Source organism: Vibrio sp. 10N.222.49.C9, assembly GCF_041474985.1.
In the GTDB taxonomy this organism is placed as follows: domain Bacteria; phylum Pseudomonadota; class Gammaproteobacteria; order Enterobacterales; family Vibrionaceae; genus Vibrio; species Vibrio crassostreae_C.
Map to the genome: position 1 here is coordinate 1 of NZ_JBFRVD010000914.1, position 525 is coordinate 525.

Below are 525 nucleotides of genomic sequence, written 5' to 3' on the forward strand. Positions count from 1 at the left end.
GTGGTACACTTTGAGGCTTCAGAGTCTTTGTCATGGAAGGTATGATTTTCTGGTGCAAACTGCGTTGGTAAATGACACTGGCTACACACTGCTTCTTCCGCTATTTCGAGCTTCGCCGAGTGCGGATTATGGCAGTTGGTACAACTCACCCCTTTTTCTGCCATTTTTGATTGAAGAAAAGAGCCATAGACATAGTCCTCATCAAAGATTTGCCCATCCGCATGATAAAGCTCTGGCGTAATAAGGCTCAGTCGATAGCGATCGAGTAAGTTACCCTGCACATGGTCTTTATCTTCGGTCAATTGCGTTCGGCGACCGTGGCATTGTGCACACATAGTCATTTGGTCGGTGGGGTGAATGCTCTTAGGTTGCAAAGCTGGCATGTTTTCTTCAAACACCCACTCTTTCACGGCTTTTGAAAGATCACGATCAAAGCCTAGGTGCGCAGCTTGGCTCGATTGATCACCCTTTGCCCAAGTGACGTGCTCTTGTCCTTTCCCGTGGCAAGCCTCACACCCCACGTTG

General features: G+C 48.4%; 1 pseudogene. It reads right to left on the bottom strand.

The annotated features are described in order from the left end of the window. Positions 1-525, bottom strand: a pseudogene (locus AB4585_RS26195) (deca-heme c-type cytochrome); the annotation flags it as partial.